The sequence below is a fragment of the Streptomyces sp. P17 genome (assembly GCF_032436805.1).
Taxonomy (GTDB): Bacteria; Actinomycetota; Actinomycetes; order Streptomycetales; family Streptomycetaceae; genus Streptomyces.
Genome location: NZ_JAVRBF010000443.1, coordinates 1 through 362 on the forward strand (window position 1 = coordinate 1; position 362 = coordinate 362).

1 protein-coding gene is annotated in these 362 nt (G+C 57.5%); it reads left to right on the top strand.

The features are described from left to right. Nucleotides 1–193: 193 nt before the first annotated feature. Nucleotides 194–362 (top strand): helix-turn-helix domain-containing protein (locus RMT89_RS46240; protein WP_399498894.1); only part of this gene is annotated, 169 nt, incomplete at its 3' end.

Below are 362 nucleotides of genomic sequence, written 5' to 3' on the forward strand. Positions count from 1 at the left end.
TGCTGGCCGGTGATCATGTCCACCACGGTGACAGGAAAAATCGGGAAAGATTCGGGGTCATGAGGAAAGAGTAGCCGCTCAGCAGGGAAACACATCGTTGTAATTACGCAGCGCGCACCCTAGTCACTGCCAGTTTCTTGGTAGTTTAGTTTCCTTACTTGACTTCTTTCCTGTTCTTTCCTACTCTCTTCTTATGGAAGCAACCAGACTCGTGAACGGGGCGGCGGTCGCCGCTCTCCGCAACGCGGTAGGGATGAAGCAGGTCCGCCTCGCCAAGGACGTCGGAGTGTCAGGCGCATTCCTGTCCAACATCGAAGCCGGACGCAAGCAGCCCGGCCCCCAGACCGCACGCGCACTCGCAG